3 protein-coding genes and 2 pseudogenes are annotated in these 18573 nt (G+C 76.3%); all 5 read left to right on the top strand.

Annotated elements, in window-relative coordinates:
- The first annotated feature begins 29 nt into the window (after nt 1–29).
- Nucleotides 30–8330 carry an SDR family NAD(P)-dependent oxidoreductase gene (locus AC0AIB_RS21795; protein ID WP_465097375.1) on the top strand — a complete coding sequence of 2767 codons (8301 nt, stop codon included), beginning with the start codon at nt 30–32 and terminating at the stop codon, nt 8328–8330.
- Nucleotides 8331–8335: 5 nt separating this feature from the next.
- Nucleotides 8336–10999, top strand: a pseudogene (locus tag AC0AIB_RS21800) (type I polyketide synthase); the annotation flags it as partial.
- Between the two features lie 840 nt (nt 11000–11839).
- Nucleotides 11840–12349 (top strand): annotated as a pseudogene (locus AC0AIB_RS21805) (SDR family NAD(P)-dependent oxidoreductase); the annotation flags it as partial.
- 72 nt (nt 12350–12421) lie between these two features.
- Nucleotides 12422–13111: an acyl carrier protein gene (locus AC0AIB_RS21810; RefSeq protein ID WP_465097386.1), complete on the top strand. Its 690-nt coding sequence runs from the start codon at nt 12422–12424 to the stop codon at nt 13109–13111.
- A 31-nt stretch (nt 13112–13142) separates the two neighbouring features.
- Nucleotides 13143–18530, top strand: a complete 5388-nt coding sequence (locus AC0AIB_RS21815) for an SDR family NAD(P)-dependent oxidoreductase (protein ID WP_465097376.1) — start codon at nt 13143–13145, stop codon at nt 18528–18530.
- The last annotated feature ends 43 nt before the right edge of the window (nt 18531–18573 follow it).

Below are 18573 nucleotides of genomic sequence, written 5' to 3' on the forward strand. Positions count from 1 at the left end.
CTCCGACCGGCTCCGCCACCACGACGGTCGTGGTGGCCGACCCGGTGGGGGAGTTGCGGTATCGGATCGTGTGGAAGCCGCTGCCGACGGGCGACCCCCGACCCCTCACCCACCGCTGGCTCCTGGTGGTGCCCGAGGCGCTGGCCGGTGGCGGGGTGGCGGAGGGCGTCCGGCGGGGGCTGGTCGCGCGTGGCGCGTCCGTCGAGCTGCTGACCGTCGCCGCCGCCGACCGGGCCAGCCTCGCCACGCTCCTGGCCCCGGCCCTCTCCGGGGACGACGCGGCGTCCGCCTCGGCCGGCGTGGTGTCGCTGCTGGCGTTCGCCGAGGGCGCGGACGCGCGCCACCCGGCCGTACCTCTCGGTCTGACCGCCTCGCTCGCCCTGATCCAGGCGGTGGCGGACGCGGGAACGCGGACCCGCCTCTGGACGGTCACCCGGGGCGCCGTCGCGGTGTCCTCCGGCGAGACGCCGGACGCCGGGCAGGCCCAGGTGTGGGGCCTCGGACGGGTCGCGGCCCTCGAACTGCCGGACCGGTGGGGCGGGCTGGTCGACCTGCCGGCGTCCCCCGGTGAGCGCGCCTTCGCGCAGCTCGCCGACGTGGTGGGCGGCTCGGGCGGCGAGGACCAGGTCGCCGTACGCGTCTCCGGCGTCCACGGACGACGCCTCGTGCGCTCCCGCGCCGCCGGCACGCCCGGCGACTGGCCGGCCCGGGGCACCGTCCTCGTCGTCGGGGACACCGGCCCGGCCGCCGCGCCCCTGGTCGGCCGCCTCCTCGACGACGGGGCGGCACGCGTGGTGCTCGCCGGCCCGGCAGCCGCGTCCACCGCCGGGCTCACCGGCGACACCGACCGGGTGGCCCTGGTCGACTGCGACCCGAACGACAGGGACGTGCTCGCCGGGCTGCTCGGCGCGCACCGGCCCACCACGATCGTGGTGGCCCCGCCCGCCGTGGCGCTCACCCCCCTCGCCGAGACCACCCCGGAGGACTTCGTCGCCGCCGTCGCCGCGAAGACGACGACGGCGCTGCACCTCGACGCCCTCGCGGCGGAGGCGGAGCTGAAGCTCGACGCGTTCGTCGTCTTCTCCTCTGTCTCCGGCACCTGGGGCGGTGCGGGGCACGGCGGCTACGCGGCGGGCACCGCCCGGCTGGACGCGCTGGTCGAGGAGAGGCGGGCCCGTGGCCTGCCCGGCACGGCGATCGCGTGGACGCCGTGGGCCGCCCCGCCGGTGGACTCCGCCGGGCGTGAACTCGATGCCGGAGCCGCCGACTCCGACCGTGAACTGCTGCTCCGGGGTGGCCTCACGCCGTTGGAGCCGGGAACCGCGCTGGACGTGTTGCACGGGGCGGTGGCGCGCGGCGAGGGCCTGGTGGCCGTGGCCGACGTGGACTGGGCGCGGTTCGTCGCCTCGTACACGGCGGCCCGGCGGACCACCTTCTTCGACGAGCTGCCCGAGCTGCGGGCGGCCCGGGAGGAGGAGCGCACCCCGGTCGAGGACGCGTCGACCGGCTCCGAACTGGTCCGCGCGCTCATCGGCAGGCCCGCGACCGACCAGCACCGGACGCTGCTGCGGCTGGTCCGTACGCACGTCTCGGTCCTGCTGGGGCACGACGGGACCGAGGCGGCCGATCCGGACCGGGCGTTCCGGGAGCTCGGCTTCACCTCGGTGACCGCGGTCGACCTGCGCAACCGGCTGAACGCGGCCACCGGGCTGAACCTGCCGCCGTCCGTCGTATTCGACCATCCCAGCGCCCGGGCGCTGGCCGCGTTCCTGCGTGTCGAACTGCTCGGGCCGGAGGCCGGCGAGGACGCGGTGGATGCCGTCGCCCCGCCGTCCGCTCCGGCGGGGGCGGTCGACGACGGGCCGATCGCGGTGATCGGGATGGCCTGTCGGTTCCCGGGCGGGGTCGATGCCCCCGACGACCTGTGGGACCTGCTGGAGAAGGGCCGGGACGCCATCTCCCCGTTCCCCACGAACCGGGGCTGGGACGTCGACGGCCTGTACGACCCGGACCCGGAGGCGCCCGGCCGCACCTACGTCCGCGAGGGTGGCTTCCTGCACGACGCGCCGGACTTCGATGCCGCCTTCTTCGGGATCTCGCCCCGCGAGGCGCTGGCCATGGACCCGCAGCAGCGCCTGTTGCTGGAGACCGCGTGGGAGGCCCTGGAACGGGCCGGGGTGGACCCGACCGCGTTGCGTGGCACCCGGACCGGCGTGTTCGTGGGGACCAACGGCCAGCACTACCTACCGCTGCTGCGGGACGGCGCGGACGACTTCGACGGCTACCTCGGCACCGGTAACTCGGCAAGCGTCATGTCCGGCCGGCTGTCCTACGTCTTCGGCCTGGAGGGCCCGGCGGTGACCGTGGACACGGCCTGCTCCGCCTCCCTGGTGGCGTTGCACCTCGCGGTGCAGGCGCTGCGCCGGGGCGAGTGCACGTCGGCCCTGGTCGGCGGGGCAACGGTGATGTCGACGCCGGACATGCTCGTGGAGTTCTCCCGGCAGCGGGCGATGTCCCCGGACGGCCGGTCGAAGGCGTTCGCCGCCGCCGCCGACGGGGTGGCGCTCAGCGAGGGCGCCGCCATGATGGTGGTGCAGCGGCTCGTCGACGCGGAGGCCGCCGGGCACGAGATCCTGGCCGTGATCAAGGGGTCGGCAGTCAACCAGGACGGGGCCAGCAACGGCCTCACCGCCCCGAACGGGCCCTCCCAGGAGCGGGTCATCCGGCAGGCCCTGGCCGACGCCGCCCTCCGGCCGGACCAGGTGGACGCGGTCGAGGCGCACGGCACCGGCACCGCCCTCGGCGACCCCATAGAGGCGCAGGCCCTGCTCGCCACGTACGGCCGGGAGCGGCCGGTGGACCGGCCACTGTGGCTCGGCTCGCTGAAGTCCAACATCGGTCACACCCAGGCCGCCGCCGGCATCGCCGGGGTGATGAAGGTGATCCTGGCGCTGCGGCACGACACCTTGCCGCGCACGCTGCACGTGGACCGGCCGACGCCCCGGGTGGACTGGGCCTCCGGCGCGGTGTCGTTGCTGACGGAGCCGGTGCCGTGGCCGCAGGGCGACGAACCACGCCGGGCGGCGGTCTCCTCGTTCGGCATCAGCGGCACCAACGCCCACGTGATCGTCGAGCAGGCGCCGCCGGTGGTGCGGGAACCGCTCGACCACCAGGCGGACGAGGTCACCGTCCCGCTGTTCCTGTCGGCCCGGGGCAGCGCCGCGCTCTGCGCCCAGGCGGCACGGTTGCGGGCCCGGCTGATCGAGGAGCCCGACCTGGACATCGCCGAGGTCGGCTACACGCTGGCGGCCACCCGGGCACGCTTCGCGCATCGGGCCGTGGTGATCGGAGAGAGCCGCGCGGAGGTCAGCGACGCGCTCGCCGCGCTGGCCCGGGGCGAGGAGCACCCGGTGCTGCTGCGGGGGCGGGCCGGCGCGAGCGACCGGGTCGCGTTCGTCTTCCCCGGCCAGGGTTCGCAGTGGGCCGAGATGGCCGACGGGCTGCTCGACCGCTCGCCAGCTTTCGGGGCGAGCGTGTCGGCGTGCGACGAGGCGCTGCGGGCGTACCTCGACTGGTCCGTGCTGGACGTGCTGCGCCGGGTGCCGGGCGCGCCCGCGCTGAGCCGGGTCGACGTGGTCCAACCGGTGCTGTTCACGATGATGGTGTCGCTGGCGGCGGCCTGGCGGGCGCTGGGCGTACACCCGTCGGCCGTGGTCGGCCACTCGCAGGGTGAGATCGCGGCGGCCCACGTGGCGGGCGGCCTGTCGCTGGACGACGCGGCGCGGATCGTCGCCCTGCGCAGCCAGGCGTGGCTGCGGCTGGCCGGGCAGGGGGGGATGGTGGCGGTGTCGCTCCCCGTCGACGTGCTCCGCACCCGCCTGGAGCGGTTCGGCGACCGGTTGTCCGTCGCGGCGGTCAACAGCCCCGGTACGGCTGCGGTGAGCGGCTACCCCGACGCGCTCGCCGAACTCGTCGACGAGCTGACCGCCGAGGGGGTGCACGCCAAGGCGATCCCGGGGGTGGACACGGCCGGGCACTCCGCGCAGGTGGAGGTGCTGAAGGAACACCTGATGACGGCCCTCGCCCCGGTGTCGCCCCGCAGCTCGCAGATCCCCTTCTACTCGACCGTCACCGGCGGTCTGCTGGACACCGCGCGGATGGACGCCGCCTACTGGTACCGCAACATGCGCGACCCGGTGGAGTTCGAGCAGGCGACCCGGGCGATGCTCGCGGACGGGCACCAGGGGTTCCTGGAGCCCAGCCCGCACCCGATGCTGTCGGTGTCGTTGCAGGGCACCGCGGCCGACGCCGGGGTCACCGCGACGGTACTCGGGACACTGCGGCGCGGCCGGGGCGGCGCCCGCTGGTTCGGCATGGCGCTCGGGCTCGCCCACGCACACGGGATCGAGATCGACGCGGGTGTGCTCTTCGGGACCGACTCGCGCCGGGTCGACCTGCCGACGTACCCATTCCAGCGCGAGCGCTTCTGGTACCACGCACCGGCCGCGCGGCAGGACGTGTCGTCCGCCGGTCTCAGCGGTGCCGACCATCCGCTGCTGGGCGGGGCGGTGGAGCTGCCCGACCAGGGCGGCCACGTGTACCCGGCCCGACTCGGCGTCCGGTACCACCCGTGGCTCGGCGAGCATGCCCTGCTGGGCACGGCGATCCTGCCCGGGGCCGCGTACGCCGAACTCGCCCTGTGGGCCGGGCGGCGTGACGGGGCCGACCGGATCGAGGAGTTGACCCTCGACGCGCCGCTGGTGGTGGCCGACGAGTCGACGGTGCAACTGCGGCTCGTGGTGGGCCCGGCGGACGTGGCGGGGCGGCGGCAGCTCACCATCCACTCGCGCGCCGACGGTGCGGAGGCCGACGCCGCGTGGACCCGGCACGCGCAGGGCACCCTCGTGCCGGCCGGCGCCGACACCGTCGGGAGCGGGGAACCGGGCGGGCACTGGCCGCCGGACGGGGCCGAACCGGTCGAGGTGGCGGGGCTGTACGACCGGTTCGCCGACCGCGGCTACCAGTACGGGCCGTCCTTCCGGGGGGTCCGGGCCGCCTGGCGGGCCGGCGGCACTGTGTACGCCGAGGTGGCCCTGCCCGTCCCCCAGTCCGGGACCCCGCGCTTCGGCGTCCACCCGGCGCTGCTCGACGCGGCGTTCCAGGCGATGGGCCTCGGCGCGTTCTTCCCCGAGGACGGGCAGGTCCGGATGCCGTTCGCCCTGCGGGGCGTGTCGTCGTCCGGGGTCGGTGCCGACCGGCTGCGGGTCACCATCAGCCCGGCCGGTGCCGAGGCGGTCCGGATCGTCTGCGCCGACGAACAGGGAAACCCCGTCGTGGTGATCGACTCCCTGGTGGTGCGTGCGGTTCCGGTGGAGGCGCTCGCGTCCGGCGTTCCCGGTGCCCGGGACGGCGCGCTGCACCACGTCGCCTGGACCGACCTGCCGGAACCGGGGCCCGCTGCGGTGCAGCGGTGGGCGGTCTTGGGCGCGGACGCTCCGGGGCTGGCCGGGGACCTGGAGCGGGCGGGTGGGCTCTGCGCGGCGTACCCCGATCTCGCCGGCCTGGTCGCAGCGGTGGCAGAGGGTGCGGCGGTGCCCGACGTGGTCGCGGTGCCGGTCGGGTCGGGCGCGCCGATCGGGCCCGATGCGGTACGCGCCACCGTGCTCGGCGCTCTGGACCTGACCCGGTCCTGGCTCGCGGTCGAGGGCCGCCTGGGGCTGGCCAGGCTGGCGTTCGTCACCACCTCGGCGGTGGCTGTCGGCGACGGCACCGAGGACGTGGACCCGGTGTCCGCCGCCCTGTGGGGGCTGGTGCGTTCCGCCCAGTCCGAGGAGCCGGGCCGGTTCGTCCTCGTCGACCTGGACGCCGACCCGGTCAGCGCCTGGGCCCTGCCCGCCGCGCTCGCCGCCGGGGAGCCGCAACTGGCCGTGCGCTCCGGGACGGTGCACGTGCCCCGGTTGGTCCGGCACCGATCCCGCCCGGACGGCCCGCTGACGCCCCCGGCCGGTGCCGCGTGGCGGCTCGCCGCCGGTGGGCAGGGCACCCTGGAGGGCCTGGCGCTGGTGCCTGCCCCGGACGCCGAGGCACCGCTGGCACCCGGGCAGGTCCGGGTCGCGGTACGCGCTGCCGGGGTGAACTTCCGGGACACCCTCATCGCGCTCGGCATGTACCCGGGTACGCCGCTGCTGGGCGCCGAGGGGGCCGGCGTGATCACCGAGGTCGCGTCGGACGTGGTAGGCCTCACCCCCGGTGACCGGGTGCTGGGCATGTGGACCGGCGGTCTGGGGCCGGTCGTGGTCGCCGACGCCCGGATGCTCGCCCGGATCCCGCGCGGCTGGTCGTACGCGCAGGCCGCGTCGGTGCCGGCCGTGTTCCTCACCGCCCACTACGCGCTCACCCGGCTCGCCGGGCTCCGCCCGGGGCAGTCGCTGCTGGTGCACGCGGGTGCCGGCGGCGTCGGCATGGCGACCCTCCAACTGGCCCGGCACCTGGGCGTGGAGGTCTACGCCACGGCCAGCCGGGGAAAGTGGGACGCCCTGCGTGGCCTCGGCCTGGACGACGCGCACATCGCCGACTCCCGCAGCCTCGACTTCGCCCGGCGGTTCCTGGACGCCACCGGGGGGCGCGGCGTCGACGTGGTGCTGAACTCCCTGGCCGGGGACTTCGTGGACGAGTCCCTGCGGCTGCTGCCGCGTGGCGGCCACTTCCTGGAACTGGGCAAGGCCGACGTCCGTGATCCCGACCGGATCGCCGCCGACCACCCGGGGGTCGGATACCGTGCGTTCGACCTCGTCGAGGCCGGTCCGGAGCTGGTCGGGCAGCTGCTCGGCGAGCTGATGGAGCTGTTCGCCACCGGGGTGCTCAACCCGTTGCCGCTGACCGTGCGGGACGTCCGGCGGGCCCGGGACGCGTTCCGCCTGATCAGCCGGGCCCGGCACGTAGGCAAGGTGGTGCTGACCATGCCGCCCGCGTTCGACGCGTACGGCACCGTCCTGGTCACCGGCGGCACCGGGACGCTCGGCGGCGCCGTCGCCCGGCACCTGGTCGCCCGGCACGGCGTACGGCACCTGGTGCTCGCCGGCCGCAGCGGCCCGACGGCGGACGGGGCGTCCGCGCTGGTCGACGAGTTGACCGCGGCCGGCGCGTCGGTGACCGTGGTCGCCTGTGACGCCGCCGACCGGGTGGCGCTGCGCCGACTGCTCGACGGCATTCCGACCGCGCATCCACTCACCGCCGTCGTGCACGCCGCCGGTGTCCTCGACGACGCCACCATCACCGCGCTGACCGCCGGGCAGGTGGACGCGGTGCTGCGGCCCAAGGCCGACGCGGTGGTCAACCTGCACGAGTTGACCCTGGACCGGGACCTCTCCGCGTTCGTGCTGTTCTCCTCGGCGGCGGCCCTGTTCGGCAGCCCGGGGCAGGGAAACTACTCGGCGGCCAACGGCTTCGTCGACGCGTTCGCCCAGCACCGCCGCGCGCAGGGGCGGCAGGCGGTGTCGCTGGCCTGGGGCCTGTGGGCCGACAGCAGCCGGATGGCCGGGCACCTCGACCAGGCGGGGATGCGCCGCCGGATGGCGCGTGGCGGCGTGCTGCCGCTCACCACCGACCAGGGCCTTGCCCTGTTCGACGCCGCGCAGTCGGTGGACGAGGCGCTCCAGGTGCCGATCCGGCTGGACGTCGGCGCGTTGCGGGCCGCCGGGAAGGTCCCCCCGCTCCTCACCGGTCTGGTGCCGGTGGCGGCATCGGGCGACACGGCCGCCACTGCCACCCCGGACGACGCGGACCGCACGCTCGCCGAACGGCTCGCCGGGCTGACCGTGGCCGAACAGCGGGAGCTGGTGCTGGAGACCGTGCGCGGGCACGCGGCGGTCGTCCTCGGACACGCCGACCCGCAGGCCGTCGACGCGGACCGGGCCTTCCGGGAACTCGGCTTCGACTCGCTGACGGCGGTGGAGCTGCGCAACCGGCTGGCCACCGCCTCGGGGCTGCGCCTTCCGGCGACGCTGGTCTTCGACCACCCCACCCCGGACGCGTTGGCGGAGCACCTGCTCGGCGGGCTCGCCCCCGGGCAGGCCCGTGCCGAGCTGCCGTTGCTGGCCGAGTTGGACCGGCTGGAGGCGGCCCTGGCCGACACCGACACGGCCGCCCTCGACGGGCTGGACGACCTGGTGCGCCGGGAGATCGGCGTCCGGATCGCCGCGCTGGCCACCCGCTGGGGTACGGCCCGCGACGACACGGTCGGCAGCGACGGCGGGTCGGCCGACGTACTGGAGTCCGCCGACGACGACGAGATCTTCGCGTTCATCGACGAGCGGTTCCGCACCTCCTGACCCGGGTGGGCGAGGGACGTGGTGGACGGAACGACGGTCAGGAGGGACGAGGCGGCATGTCGAACGAGCAGAAGCTCCGCGAGTACCTGAGGTTGACCACCACCGAACTCGCCAGGGTCAGCGACCGACTCCGCGCGGTCGAGGCGCGTGCGCACGAGCCGATCGCGATCGTCGGCATGGCCTGCCGCTACCCCGGAGGGGTCGGCTCGCCGGAGGAACTGTGGGAGTTGGTCGCCTCGGGTACGGACGCGATCTCCCCGTTCCCCGACGACCACGGCTGGGACGGCGATGCGCTGTACGACCCGGACCCGGCGGCGGCGGGCCGCACCTACTGCCGCGAGGGCGGGTTCCTCGCCGGAGTCGGCGACTTCGACGCCGCGTTCTTCGGCGTCTCGCCCCGCGAGGCCCTGGCCATGGACCCGCAGCAGCGGCTGCTGCTGGAGACGTCCTGGGAGGCGCTGGAACGGGCCGGAATTCCCCCGGACTCGCTGCGCGGCAGCCGTACCGGGGTGTGCGTCGGGGCGTGGCACGGCGGCTACACCGACATGGCCGGACAGCCCCCGGCGGAACTGGAGGGGCACCTGCTGACCGGCGGGGTGGTCAGCTTCACCTCGGGGCGGATCTCGTACGCGTTGGGCCTGGAGGGACCCGCGCTGACGGTGGACACCGCCTGTTCGTCCTCGCTGGTGGCCCTGCACCTGGCGGTGCGGGCCCTGCGGCAGGGCGAGTGTGACCTGGCGCTGGCCGGCGGGGCGACGGTGCTGGCCAGCCCGGCGGTGTTCGTGCAGTTCTCGCGGCAGCGGGGGCTGGCCCCGGACGGCCGGTGCAAGGCGTTCGCCGACTCGGCGGACGGGTTCGGGCCGGCCGAGGGGGTCGGGATGCTGGTCGTGGAGCGACTGTCGGACGCCGTCCGCCACGGGCGACGGGTGCTGGCCCTGGTCACCGGCACGGCGGTCAACCAGGACGGGGCGAGCAACGGTCTCACCGCGCCCAGCGGCCCGGCGCAGGAGAAGGTGCTGCGCGAGGCGCTCGTCGACGCCCGGGTGACGGGCGCGGACGTGGACGTGGTCGAGGCGCACGGCACCGGCACCCGGCTCGGTGACCCGATCGAGGCCCGGGCCCTGATGAACGTGTACGGCGCCGGCCGTCCCGCCGACCGTCCGCTCTGGCTCGGTTCGCTGAAGTCCAACATCGGTCACACCCAGGCGGCGGCCGGGGTCGGTGGGGTCATCAAGGCGGTGCTGGCGATGCGGCACGGGATCCTGCCGCCGACCCTGCACGTGGACACCCCGACCACCGAGGTCGACTGGTCCGCCGGCCAGGTGGCCCTGCTGCGCGGGCGGACCCCGTGGCCGGAGACGGGCCGTCCGCGTCGCGCCGGGGTCTCCTCCTTCGGGGTGAGCGGCACCAACGCGCACGTGGTGCTGGAGCAGGCCCCCGAGAACACCGCCGCTGCGGACGAGGCCCCGCCCGTCGACACCCGGCCCGTCGGCGACCCGCCGCCGGTCGTACCGCTGGTGTTGTCCGCCAGGTCGCAGCCGGCGCTGGCCGGGCAGGCCCGCCGGCTGCGTGACCTGCTGACTGCCGCGCCGGAGACCGACCTCGCCGGCACCGGCTTCGCCCTGGCCACCGCACGTTCGACGTTCGACCACCGGGCGGTGGTGACGGCCACCGGACGGGCGCAGGCGCTCGACGCGCTCGATCTGCTGGCCGGTGGCGAACCCGGACCGGCGGTCACGACCGGCGTCGCCGCGCCCACCGGGCGTACCGTCTTCGTCTTTCCCGGGCAGGGGACGCACTGGGTCGGCATGGGGGCCGACCTGCTCGACCGGTCACCGGTGTTCGCCGAGTCGATGCACCGGTGCGAGCAGGCGCTGTCGGCGTACACCGACTGGAAGCTCGGCGAGGTGGTCCGGGGCACGGTCGGCAGCCCGCCGCTGGACCGCGTCGACGTGCTCCAGCCCGTCTCGTGGGCGGTGATGGTGTCGCTGGCGCAGCTGTGGCGGTCGCTCGGCGTCGAGCCGGACGCGGTGGTCGGCCATTCCCAGGGCGAGATCGCCGCCGCGGTGGTCTGCGGTGCGCTGACCCTGCCGGACGCCGCCCGGGTGGTCGCGCTGCGAGCCCAGGTCATCGGCCGGGTGCTCGCCGGCCTCGGCGGCATGGCGTCCGTCCAGTTGCCCGTCGGGGAGGTCGCGGGGCGGCTGGCCGCCTGGGACGGCCGGCTCGACGTCGCGGCCGTCAACGGGCCACGGTCGACAGTCGTGTCCGGTGCCGCCGACGCGGTCACCGAGCTGGTCGAGGCGTTCGAGGCCGAGGGCGTCCGGGTCCGGCGGGTGCCGGTGGACTACGCCTCCCACTCGACGCAGGTGGACCGGCTGCGCGACGAGCTGCTCACCGTCCTGGGCCCGGTCGACGCGCGTCCGGCGGAGGTGCCCTTCTACTCGACGGTGCAGGGCGGGCGGATCGACACCGCCGGCCTGGACGCCGGCTACTGGTACCGCAACCTGCGGGGCGTGGTCCGCTTCGAGGAGACCGTGCGGGTGCTGCTCGACGACGGGCACCGTACCTTCGTGGAGGTCGCCGCGCACGCCGTCCTCGTACCCGGGATCCAGCAGTTGGGGGACGACGTCGGCGTCCGGGTGGTGGCCGTCGGGTCGCTGCGCCGGGGGGCGGGCGGCCTGGACCGGCTCCTGACCTCGGCAGCCGAGGCGTTCACCCAGGGGGTGGCCGTGGACTGGTCCCGGGCGCTGGCCGGGGCCGCGCGCGTCGCCGTGGACCTGCCCACCTATGCGTTCCAGCGGCAGCGTTACTGGCTGGAGCCCGCCGCGCAGGCGGACTCCGGCCCGGCCGGGGACGGCTGGCGCTACCGGGTGGGCTGGCGGCGGCTGGAACGCACAGGTGCCGCGCCGACCGGCCGGTGGCTGCTGGTCGCCGGCCCGGAGCAGGCGACGGAGCTGGTCGAGGCGGTGCACGGCGCACTCGCTGCGCGGGGTGCCGAGGTACGCCTGGTGACCGTCGAGCCGACCAGCACCGACCGGGCCGGGTACGCGGCGCTGCTCACCGGGGCAGCCGGTGCGGACGGGCCGACCCGGATGCTGTCCCTGCTCGGCACCGATCGTCGCCCGCACCCCGACCATCCGGCCGTGTCCGTCGGCGTCGCCGCGACGGTGCTGCTGACCCAGGCCGTCGCGGAGGCCCTGCCGGCCGTCCGGTTGTGGGCCGTCACCCGGGGCGCGGTCTCCGTCGGGCCGGACGAGACCGCCGACCAGCACCAGGCGCAGGTCTGGGGGTTCGGCCGGGTCGCGGCCCTCGAACTGCCCCGCACCTGGGGCGGGCTCGTCGACCTGCCCGTCGACCTGGACGGCCCGGTGTGGGAGGCGTTCGTGGACGTGCTGGCCGGGAAGGAGGACCAGGTCGCGCTGCGCGGCCCGGTCGGGTACGGCCGCCGGCTCCGGCGCGCTCCCGCCCTTCCCGCGAAGCGGAGGTACCGGCCCAGGGGCACCGTCCTGGTCACCGGCGGCACCGGCGCGCTCGGCGCGCACGTGGCCCGCCGGCTGGCCGCCGACGGGGCCGCGCGCCTCGTGCTCACCAGCCGACGCGGGGCCGCCGCCCCCGGCGCGGCCGAGCTGGCCGGGGAACTCCGGGCGCTGGGTGCCGAGGTGACCGTCGCGGCCTGCGACGTCGCCGACCGGGCCGCCGTGGCGGAGCTGCTCGCCGGACTGCCCGCCGACGCACCGCTGAGCGCGGTCTTCCACACCGCGGGCGTGGCGCACTCGATGCCCATCGGCGGGACCGGGCTCGCCGACGTGGCCGAGGTGTTCGCCGGGAAGGTCGCCGGGGCCCGCCACCTCGACGAGCTCACCCGGGGGTACGACCTGGACGCGTTCGTGCTCTACTCGTCCAACGCGGGCGTCTGGGGCAGCAGCGGGCAGAGCGCGTACGGGGCGGCCAACGCGGCCCTCGATGCGCTTGCCGAACAGCGGCGCGCCGCCGGGCTGACCGCCACCTCCGTCGCCTGGGGCCTGTGGGGCTCCGGAGGTATGGGGGAGGGTGACGCCGGGGAGTACCTGAGCCGCCGGGGTCTGCGGCCGATGCCTCCCGAGCGGGGCGTGGCCGCCCTCCTGGCCGCCCTGGACCGGGACGAGACCTTCGTCGCCGTGGCCGACGTGGACTGGCCGCTGTTCACGGCCGGGTTCACCGCCTTCCGGGCCAGCCCGCTGCTCGGCGACCTGCTGGAGGCCCGCGCGGCGCCTGCCGACGCCGTGCCCGAGGGCACCGACCTGTCGGCCTGGCACGCCGCCGCGAGTCCGGACGAACGCCGCCGGAGCCTGCTCGACCTGGTACGCCGGCAGGTCGCCGCCGTCCTCGGTCACCCGGGGCCCGAGCACGTCGGCCCCGACGCCGCGTTCCGGGAGATCGGATTCGACTCGTTGACCGCCGTCGACCTGGCCAGGCGGCTCGGGGCGGCGGTCGGCGTACCACTGTCGGCCACCCTCGTCTTCGACCATCCCACCGCGACGGCGGTCGCCGGGCACCTGGCCGGGCTGCTCGACCCCACGTCGACGGGCGGCGACCCGGGCGAGGCCGAGGTACGCCGGGCCCTCGCCGACCTGCCGCTGGCCCGGCTGCGTGACGCCGGCCTGCTGGACGGCCTGCTGGCGCTGGCCGGGCTGGGTGCCGACGCGGTGCCGGACGGGCCGGAGCCGGCCTTCGGCGATGCCATCGACGAACTCGATCCGGAGGAACTTGTGCGCCGGGTGCTGGACAACGCCGACTCCTGACCCGCTCTTCCTCCCCTCAAGGAGCCCGCCCATGGTCATGCCCCCCGACAAGGCGATCGAGGCGCTGCGTGTCTCGGTCAAGGAGACGGAGCGGCTGCGTCGACAGCACCACGAGCTGCTCGCCGCCCTGCACGAGCCGGTCGCCGTCGTCGGCATGGCCTGTCGTTACCCCGGCGGGGTGTCCTCGCCGGAGGACCTGTGGCGACTGGTCGAGGCGGGTACGGACGCGATCGGGGACTTCCCCGTCGACCGCGGGTGGGACGTGGACGCCGTGTACGACCCGGATCCCGAGTCGCGGAACACCACCTACTGCCGCGAGGGCGGGTTCCTGGCCGGGGCGGGTGACTTCGACGCCGCGTTCTTCGGGATCTCGCCGCACGAGGCGATGGTGATGGATCCCCAGCAGCGGCTGCTCCTGGAGGTGTCCTGGGAGGCGGTGGAGCGGTCCGGTACCGACCCGTACAGCCTGCGCGGTTCCCGTACCGGGGTGTACGTCGGTGCGGCCCACCAGGGGTACGCGGCCGACGCCGGTCAGGTGCCGGAGGGCTCGGCGGGCTTCCGGCTGACCGGCAGCGCCGACGCCGTCCTGTCCGGACGGATCTCGTACCTGCTCGGGTTGGAGGGGCCGGCCCTGACCGTCGAGACGGCCTGCTCGTCCTCCCTGGTGGCGGTGCACCTCGCGGTGCAGGCGCTGCGCCGGGGCGAGTGCGGGCTCGCGTTGGCCGGTGGGGTCGCCGTGATGCCGGACCCGGCGGCGTTCGTGGAGTTCTCCCGGCAGCGGGGGCTCGCGGCGGACGGTCGCTGCCGGGCGTTCGGGGCGGGCGCGGACGGCACCGGTTGGGCGGAGGGCGTCGGCGTGCTGGTCCTGCAACGGCTCTCCGACGCGGTCCGCGACGGCCGCTGGGTGCGGGGCGTGATCCGGGGTTCGGCCGTCAACCAGGATGGGGCCAGCAACGGGCTGACCGCCCCGAGCGGCCCCGCCCAACAGCGGGTCATCCGGCAGGCGCTGACCGACGCCCGGCTCGGTGCCGACCAGATCGACGCGGTCGAGGCGCACGGCACGGGCACCCGGCTCGGCGATCCGATCGAGGCACAGGCGTTGATCGCCACCTACGGCGCCGACCGCAGCCCGGACCGGCCGCTCTGGCTCGGCTCGCTGAAGTCGAACATCGGGCACGCCCAGGCGGCGGCCGGTGTCGGCGGCCTGATCAAGATGCTCCTCGCGATGCGGGCCCGTACGGTCCCGCCCACCCTGCACGCCGACGTCCCGACCCCGCTTGTCGACTGGTCCGCCGGTGTCGTCCGGGTGGCGACCGGGGCGGTGCCCTGGCCGTCGACGCCCGGAGCGCCCCGCCGGGCCGGGATCTCCGCGTTCGGGGTGAGCGGCACCAACGCGCACGTGATCGTCGAGCAACCACCACCGGCCCCGGTCGACCCGGAGTCCCCCACGAGGAGCCTGCCGCTGGTGCCGTGGGTGCTCTCCGGCCGCACCGACGCGGCGCTGCGCGCCCAGGCGGGCCGGTTGCGCACGCACCTCGCGGCGCACCCCGACGTGGACCCGCTGGACGTGGGGTTCTCCCTGGCCACCACCAGGGCCGCCCTGGAGCACCGGGCGGTGCTGGTGGCCGCCGACCGCGACGGCCTGCTCGGCGCCGTCGACGCGCTGGCCGCCGGCGGGCCGGCGGCGGGCGTGGTCCGGGGCACCGCGCGTCGCGACCGCGCGACCGCGTTCCTCTTCGCCGGGCAGGGCGGCCAGCACGTCGGGATGGCGGGTGAACTGTACGGGGCCTTTCCCGCCTTCGCCGACGCCCTGGAGCAGCTCGCCGCCCGGCTGGACCGGCACCTCGACCGTCCGCTGCTGCGGGTGCTCTTCGCCGAGCCGGGATCGGACGACGCGCGGCTGCTCGACGGCACCCGTTACGCGCAGGCCGCCCTCTTCGCCGTCGAGGTGGCGCTGTTCCGACTGGTCCACGGCTGGGGGGTCCGACCCGACGTGCTGCTCGGCCACTCGGTGGGCGAACTGGCGGCCGCGCACGTGGCCGGCGTACTCGACGTGGACGACGCGTGCGAGCTGGTCGCGGCACGGGGCCGGCTGATGGGCGAGCTGCCGCCCGGCGGCGCGATGGTGGCGATCGGGGCCGCCGAGGAGGAGGTCGGGCCGCTGCTCGACGGGGACCGGGTCGCGGTGGCGGCGGTCAACGGCCCACGCGCGGTCGTGGTGTCCGGCGACGAGGAAGCGGTGCTGGCAGTGGCTGCCCGGTGCGCCGACCTGGGCCACCGGACGAGACGGCTCAACGTCAGCCACGCGTTCCACTCCCCGCGGATGGACGCGATGCTGGAGCCGTTCCGACGGGTGGCGCGGGGCCTCACGTACCACGCCCCGACGATCCCGGTGGTGTCGAACGTGACGGGTCGGCTCGCCACCGCCGACGAGCTGTGCGACCCCGGGTACTGGGTCCGGCACGTCCGCCGGCCCGTCCGGTTCCGGGACGGGGTGCGGGCCGCCCGCGACCGGGGGGCCACCGTCTTCGTCGGCCTCGGCCCGGACGGGGTGCTGTGCGCGTTGGCCGAGGAGTGTCTCGGACCCACCGGGGAGGTGCTGCTGTCGCCGTTGCTGCGGCCCGGCCGGCCGGAGCCCGCCACCCTGCTGGCCGCCCTGGCCGTTGCCTATGCCGCAGGTGTGGAGCTGGACTGGTCCCGGGTGTTCGCGGGCACCGGCGCACGCCGGGTCGAGCTGCCGACGTACGCTTTCCAGCACCGACGCTTCTGGCTGTCGCCGGGCCCGCCGTCGGCCCGCCCCGCCGACGCCTGGCGGTACCGGATCGCCTGGCGGCTGCTGCCGACCGTGGCCGGGACCGGGCCGGCGGCGGGGAGCGGAGCCGAAGCGGCGGTCGGGGCCGGGCCGGGGACGGTGGCCGGGGCGTGGTTGCTGGTGGTCCCCGCCCACGACGGCGTCGCGTCGCTCGCCGACGCCGCCGAGCGGACCCTGCGTCGGGGTGGGGCCACGGTCACCCGGCTGACGGTCGACGCCGCCGACGCGGACCGGGACACCCTCGCCGCCCTGCTGACCGGGGCCGCCGACGCAGGTGGCGGGCCGGACGGGGTGCTCTGCCTGCTGGGCCTCGACGACCGGGTGTCCCCCCGGTCCGCCCCGGTGCCCGGCGGGGTGCTGGCCACCCTGGCCCTCGCCCGGACCCTGACCGACCTGGGGACCTCCGCGCGGCTGTGGTGCGTGACCCGGGGGGCGGTCGCCGTGACGCCCGACGAGTCCCCCTCTGTCGCCGGAGCCCAGTTGTGGGGCTTCGGCCGGGTGGCCGCGCTCGAACTTCCCCGGTCCTGGGGTGGCCTGGTGGACCTGCCGGTCGACCCGGACGACCGGGACTGGGACCTGCTGCGGCACGCGCTCCGCGGCCCGGAGGACCAGGTCGCGGTCCGCGGTGCGGTCGGGTACGCCCGGCGGCTGGTGCCCGCGCCCACGCCTCGGGCCGTGCGGGCCTGGCGCCCACGCGGCACGGTCCTGGTGACCGGTGGTACGGGCGCACTCGGCGCGCACACGGCCCGCTGGCTGGCACGCAACGGCGCCAGGCACCTCGTGCTGACCAGCCGCCGGGGCGGGGACGCCCCCGGGGTCGCCGCCCTGCGGGCGGAGCTGGTCGCGCTCGGTGCCGAGGTGACCGTGGCCGCCTGCGACGTCGCCGACCGGGCGGCCGTCGCCGACCTGCTCGCCGGGATCCCCTCCGCCGTGCCGCTCACCGCCGTGTTCCACGCGGCGGGCGTGCCCCAGGTGTCGCCGCTCCGCGAGACCTCTCCGGAGCTGTTCGCGCAGGTCTGCGCGGGCAAGGTCGCCGGGGCGGTGAACCTGCACGAACTCGCCGGCGACCTGGACGCCTTCGTCACCTTCGCCTCCGCCGCCGGGGTGTGGGGCAGCGGCGGGCAGTGCGCGTACGCGGCGGCCAACGCCGCACTCGACGCGCTCGCCGAGTGCCGTCGCGCCGCAGGGCTGCCGGCGACCTCCGTCGCCTGGGGGGTCTGGGGCGGGCCCGGCATGGGAGCGGGCGCGGGGGAGGAGTACCTGCGCCGTCGGGGCGTCCGGGCGATGTCCCCGGCGGCGGCCCTCGCCGCCCTCGGGCAGATCCTGGACGCCGACGAGACCGGGGTGACGGTCTCCGACACGGAGTGGGCCCGGTTCGCGGCCGGCTTCGCCGCCGCGCGTCCCGCCCCGCTGCTCGCCGAGCTGCCGACCGGGGGCGGCGATCCGGCCGGCCCGGCGCACCGGGGGCAGCCGCCCGCTCCCCGACCGGCCACCGTGGCCACCGACCGCGCCGGACTGCTGGCGCTGGTCCGCGCCGAGACCGCCGGTGTGCTGGGATACGACGGGATCGACGACGTACCGGCCGACGCGGAGTTTCCCGCCCTCGGCTTCGACTCGCTCGCCGCCGTCCAACTGCGCCGCCGGCTCGGTGAGGCCACCGGCCTGAGCCTCCCGGCCCCGGTCCTGTTCGACCACGGCACCCCCGGGGCGCTCGCGGCGCACCTGCACGGCCTGCTCGCCGACGCGCCGGGCGGGCCACCCGTGCCGGCTGCGGCAAGCGCCCTGGTCGAGATGTACCGGGGGGCCGTCGGCACGGGGCGCGCCGCCGAGGCGGTGGAGGTTCTCGGCACCGTCGCCACCTTCCGGCCGGTGTTCCGGTCTGCCGACGAACTGGTCGAGCCACCGGGCCTCGTCCCGCTCGGCACCGGGGCGGGTGGTCCCCCGCTGATCTGCTGCGCGGGCACGGCTGCGGCGTCCGGTCCCCGGGAGTTCACGGCGTTCGCCGCCGCGTTGGCCGATCTCCGGGACGTCGCAGTCCTTCCGCAGCCAGGCTTCCTGCCCGGCGAGCCGCTGCCCGCCGGCCTCGACGTGCTGCTCGACGTCCAGGCCGACGCCGTCCTGGCCCACCGCGCCGGGAAGCCCTTCGTCCTGGTCGGCCACTCGGCCGGGGCGAACCTGGCGCACGCGCTGGCGTTGCGCCTGGAGGCGCGGGGCGCCGGCCCCGACGCGCTGGTGCTGATGGACATCTACACGCCCGCCGCACCGGGGGCGATGGGGGTATGGCGCGAGGAGATGCTGGCCTGGGTCGCCGAGCGTTCCGTCGTCCCGGTCGACGACACACGGCTGACCGCGATGGGCGCGTACCACCGGCTGCTCCTGGACTGGGCGCCCCGGCCGACCCGGGCACCCGTGCTGCACCTGTACGCCGGTGAGCCGGTGGGTGCCTGGCCGGACCCCCGGCAGGACTGGCGGTCGCGCTTCGACGGCGCGCACACCAGCGCCGAGGTGCCCGGCACCCATTTCTCGATGATGACCGAGCACGCCCCCGCCACCGCCGCGACCGTGCACAAGTGGCTCGACGAGGTGTGTCCGCCCCGCGTTCCGTGACCCGTACACCGGTTCCGTCCGTCCCGGCGAACCCGACGACAGC

This window comes from Micromonospora sp. DSM 43699, from assembly GCF_055517075.1.